Source organism: Nocardioides sp., assembly GCF_034670285.1.
Lineage (GTDB): Bacteria > Actinomycetota > Actinomycetes > Propionibacteriales > Nocardioidaceae > Nocardioides.
The window spans coordinates 1-4,685 of record NZ_JAXMNS010000312.1; the positions used below are offsets into that span (position 1 = coordinate 1).

General features: G+C 70.9%; 5 protein-coding genes. 4 read left to right on the forward strand and 1 reads right to left on the reverse strand.

Translation table 11 applies throughout. From position 1 onward, the window contains the following. The 3 genes from VOI19_RS14665 to VOI19_RS14675 form a co-directional block, all read left to right on the forward strand. Window positions 1-806: matrixin family metalloprotease (locus VOI19_RS14665; protein ID WP_323793704.1), on the forward strand; the 806-nt coding region annotated here is incomplete at its 5' end. A 61-nt stretch (window positions 807-867) separates the two neighbouring features. Then, window positions 868-2,442: a CocE/NonD family hydrolase gene (locus VOI19_RS14670; RefSeq protein WP_323793705.1), complete on the forward strand. Its 1,575-nt coding sequence runs from the start codon at window positions 868-870 to the stop codon at window positions 2,440-2,442. An 18-nt stretch (window positions 2,443-2,460) separates the two neighbouring features. After that, the gene (locus tag VOI19_RS14675; RefSeq protein WP_323793706.1) at window positions 2,461-3,732 is read left to right on the forward strand and encodes a phosphodiester glycosidase family protein; all 1,272 of its coding nucleotides are present in this window, start codon (window positions 2,461-2,463) and stop codon (window positions 3,730-3,732) included. Window positions 3,733-3,745: 13 nt separating this feature from the next. Here the strand turns inward: VOI19_RS14675 and VOI19_RS14680 are convergent, their stop codons facing one another. Beyond that, on the reverse strand, window positions 3,746-4,291 hold the full coding sequence (locus VOI19_RS14680; RefSeq protein ID WP_323793707.1) for a hypothetical protein: 546 nt from the start codon (window positions 4,289-4,291) through the stop codon (window positions 3,746-3,748). A gap of 70 nt (window positions 4,292-4,361) precedes the next feature. On the opposite strand from VOI19_RS14680, the gene VOI19_RS14685 reads away from it, so the two are divergent. Beyond that, window positions 4,362-4,685, forward strand: a 324-nt coding sequence (locus VOI19_RS14685; protein WP_323793708.1) for a uracil-DNA glycosylase family protein, incomplete at its 3' end; no start/stop codon positions are given.

Sequence of the window (4,685 nt, forward strand, 5' to 3'; positions counted from 1 at the left end):
GGCTCGTCGACGCCCGGACTGCTCCGACTGCTTTCGGCTCCCACCACCGCGCCATCATGGACGACATGGCCCTCGCCCGCGAACGTGAACGCACCATCACCGTGCTCTCGATCGTGGTGACCCTGAGCGTCGTCGGCGGCTACGTGACCTTCAGCAACAGTCCGATCAGCACCCAGCTGCGCTCGGTGCTCGGCGTCGAGGACCGGCTCCGGCCGCCGGTCGTAGCCGACGTCGACGGCGCCTACGCCTTCCTGAGCACCCATTCCGACGGCCGACCGGTGGGCTTCAACCCCTGCCTGGAGATCGAGTACGTCGTGAACCCCGAGGGTGCGCCCGGCGGCTGGGAGGAGCTGGTCGACCGCGCGATCGGCGAGGTGAGCGATGCGACCGGGCTCGGGTTCGTCGACGCCGGGACCACCGACAGCCGTGACTTCGCCGAGCGCGTCGACCGGTCGGGCGACCCGCTGCCCGTGATCATCGCCTGGGCCGACGACCAGGAGGTCGACGCCCTGGCCGACGACGTCGCCGGCGTGGGGGGACCGACCCTGGTCTCCCGCGGCCTCCAGCGCAGCTATGTGAGTGGCTCGGTCGTGATGGACACCGACATCACCGATCGCCTCGATCGCCAGATCGGGGGCGGCAACGCCCAGCTGGGGCTGCTGCTGCACGAGCTGGGCCACCTCGTGGGGCTCGACCACGTCGACGACAGCAGCGAGCTGATGTTTCCGACGACGACCATGATGTCGGCCTTCGGCCCCGGCGACCTGCAGGGTCTCTCGCTGCTCGGCGCCAACCCCTGTCGCTGACACGCGTCAAGGTTTTCCGCTGGGAATGGTGACCTCGGTCACCGCCGCTCGTTGAACGGGCATGCGCACCCGCACCGCACGCCTGCTCAGTGGCGTCCTCCTGGCCTCGTCCCTCACCGCACTCACCGGCGCCACGGGCGCCACCGGGTCGGGAGCCACCGCCGCTCCCGCCGCGAAGCCGGCTCGGGTGAAGACCACGGACGGCTGCCTCAAGAGCAAGCCCGAGCCGGGGACGACGACCAGGATCGACCTCTGCTACTCGGTCTTCCGACCCGCCGGCGCCACCCGCAGGAACGCGGTGCCGATGGTCATGCACAGCCACGGCTGGGGCGGCTCGCGCACGACGTCGGCCGCGGCGTTCGAGGACTTCACCGACGCCGGCTACGGCGTGATCTCGTTCGACCAGCGCGGCTGGGGCGAGTCCGGCGGACGCGCCCACGTCGAGGCGCCCGCGCTCGAGGGCGTCGACGTACGGCGGCTGGTGCGCTTCGTGAGCAAGCTCCGCTGGGTGCAGCAGGACGGCCGCCACGACCCGCGCCTGGGCGCGATCGGTGGCTCGTACGGCGGGGGCTACCAGTTCGTCGGCGCCTTCGAGTCGCTGCGACTGCGGGGCAAGCCGCTCTTCGACGCCCTCGCCCCGCAGATCACCTGGTACGACCTGGAGCAGAGCCTGGCTCCCGAAGGCGTCGTCCGCGCCGAGTGGGCCCTGGCCCTCGCGGCCGCCGCCGTCCCCTCCGACGCACTGCCGCCCGAGGTCTACAAGGGACTGGCCGAGGGCGCTGCCACCGGCAACTTCCCCGACGGCTCCATCCCCGGTGGCGAGAACCTCGTGAAGTTCTTCGAGAAGAACGGCCCGAAGCACCACGTCGACCGGGGCCGCCGGCTCGCCATCCCGGTGCTGCTCGGCCAAGGCACCACCGACGGTCTCTTCCCCCTCGAGCAGGGCTTCCGGAACTGGCAGTCCACCCTCACCAGGAGCGCTCGCAAGAAGAGCATCTTCGTCGGCTACAACGGCGGCCACGTGCTGCCCGCCGCGCTGCCGCAGGGCATCAACGTCACATCCGACCCGTGCAGCCAGCGGCTGGCAGGCGGTGACTTCGAGCAGCTCTCGATCCGGTTCTTCGACGAGCACCTCAAGGGCCTCGACACCGGGCTCACGGGCTACAACCGGATCCACCTCGCCACCCCCGCGTCACAGTGCGTGACCGTGCGATCGGTCAGCCCCACCGAGAAGGTCCCGCTGGGCACGATCGCCAGCAGCACCGCCGCCGGCGCACCGATCCCCTACGAGATCGCCGAGGGGCCGCTGACCGTCGCCGGGACGCCGTACCTGCGGGGTCACGTCACCGCCCTCGGCGTGCAGAACCGCGCGTTCCTCGGCCTGGCGATCGGCTCCTCGCCGCTCGACGCCCGCCTGGTGCAGAACAACGTGCTGCCCCTCAGCGAGGACGAGCCGGTGGTCGGCGCCTCCCGCCGCGTCGCACTCCCCTCGGTCTCGGTGAAGGTCCCAGCCGGCCAGAAGCTCTACCTCCTGGCCTCGCCGATCAGCGACACCTTCGTGGCGATGGGGTCACGAGTGCCGGGAATCATCACGATCGACGACACGATCGTGCATCTCCCAGTCGTCACCCGCTGAGTTCTTTACCCTGGGTCGGTGCGAACCTTCCCCTCGCTCGTCCTTGTCTGCCTGCCCGTCCTCGTCGCGCCGGTAGCCCTCGCCGGGCCCACCGAACCCACCCGGACGACGGCGTCCGTCGCCTCGGCCTTCACTGACGGCACCACCGGGTCCGCCCGCTCGTCCGCCGGGTCGGGGGCCGACGACGTCCCCCAGACCAGCGACGGCGTCCAGGGACCGATCGCGCGGCCCCGCAGCGTCAGTGCGCGCGGAGCCGGCGACGTGTCGATCCGGCGTCACTGGCAGGTCGCGCCCGGCATCACCGCCACCAGCTGGGACGAGTCCGACAAGCGCGGACCCGTCCGCGCGCACCTGCTGAGCATCGACTGGACCCAGCGCGGCGTCGGCATCGACTACGGCAACGCCGGCCGGGTCCGCCAGACCGCACCCCTGAGCACGATCCTGCGCCGCGACCAGGCGATCGCCGGCGTCAACGGCGACTTCTTCGACATCGGCGACACCGGCGCACCGCTCGGCATCGGCCGCGACCGGCAGCGCGGCCTCCTGCACGGCCGCTACACCGGCTGGAACTCCGCGTTCTCCTTCGACGCAGGCGGCGTGCCCCAGATCGGCCCGCTGCAGGTGATCACCAGCATCAAGGAACGCCCCGGCCTGAAGATCGCCAACGTCAACTCCCCCTCAGTCGCGATCGGCGGCATCGGCCTCTACACCCCCGCCTGGGGACGCACGTCGGGCAACCGAGTCGTCGACGGCCAGACCACCAAGGTCCGGATGGTCCACGTGCGCAACGGCAAGGTCGTGCACAACAAGACTCGGCTCCCGTCGGGCACCGTGATCAAGGGCCGGATGCTCATCGGGCGCGGGGACGGCGCCTTTGCGCTGCGTGCACTGAAGGTCGGCACCAAGGTCACCTTCCTACCCAGGCTCGTCGGCGCCTCGAAGATGGCGATCACCGGCAACCAGTTCCTCATCGACGAGGGCATCGTCAAGGTGGTCGACGACCGCGAGCTGCACCCCCGCACCGCGATCGGCATCGATCGTGACATGCACCGGATCCTGCTGCTGGTGATCGACGGTCGGCAGCGTTTCAGCCGCGGCTACACGATGGTCGAGCTGGCCGAGATGATGATGGAGCTCGGCGCCGACGAGGCGCTCAACCTCGACGGTGGCGGCTCCTCGACGATGATCGCGCGCCGCCCCAACGGCAACGTGAAGGTGATCAACTCGCCCTCCGACGGTGTCGAGCGCTCGGTGCCCAACGGGGTGTCGATCACCTACCGGGCGCCCTGATCGGCGCTGCCGGTCAGCGGATCGCGACCAGCGCCACGGTGGTCACCGCAGCGAAGCACTCCTGCAGCGGGTCCTTGACCTTCAGCGGCGTCACCAGGTAGCCGGCCTCGCCCTCCTCGACGAACACCCCAGGCGGCACGTCGCAGCCGACGGAGACGATCGCAGCCCACAGCTGCCCGTCATAGCCTCGCTCGCCCGCTTCGGTCGCCTCGGTGCGCACCTGGTCGGCGAACTCCTCGAGGCGGAACTGCGACACGAAGGTGTCCAGCTCGTCGGGGGTCGAGACCGGGGTCAGCATCGGTGAGGTGCGGCCGCCTGCGGCCGTCATGCTCGGCATCGCCACCACGTCGTAGTCGACGGGCTCCGCGGCATCGCCGTCTGTCTGCGTCGACGACGGGGCGGTCGTCGGCGTCGACGAGGGGGTCGACGAGGGGGTCGGTGAGGCGGCCGGGTCGATGGCCTCGGTGTCGGTCTCCGAGCCGCAGCCGGTGAGCAGGCCACCGGCGAGCAGGACGGCGAGGATGACGGTGAGCAGGGTGGTTCCGAGAGTGCGTCGCATGGTGATCGGACGGTACTGGGCCGCCCGGGGTTCCGGCGAGGCCCCACCGGGGGCGGCCGATACTGGTGCCATGACGAGCTTCACCCGCGCCGAGCTGGAGTCGTTCCGCGACGCCGAGGTGCCCGATCTCCTGCCCGGACCCCACGACCCGCCGCTGCGGCTGCTCTTCGTCGGGATCAACCCGGGCCTGTGGACCGCGGCCACCTCGACCCACTTCGCCTACCCCAGCAACCGCTTCTACCCAGCGCTCCTGCGCGCGGGCATCCTCAGCGCGCCGATCGACCCGGCGGCAGGGATGAGCGACGACGACCGCGACCGCCTCCGCGCCTCAGGGCTGGGCATCACCAACGTCGTACGGCGTGCGACGGCGAAGGCGTCCGAGCTCACCGCCGAC

What these genes read in the sequence shown, in the direction of transcription:
- VOI19_RS14670 (WP_323793705.1), top strand. Translation starts at nt 868, where the DNA reads ATGCGCACCCGCACCGCACGCCTGCTCAGTGGCGTCCTCCTGGCCTCG.
- VOI19_RS14680 (WP_323793707.1), bottom strand. Translation starts at nt 4,291, where the DNA reads ATGCGACGCACTCTCGGAACCACCCTGCTCACCGTCATCCTCGCCGTC.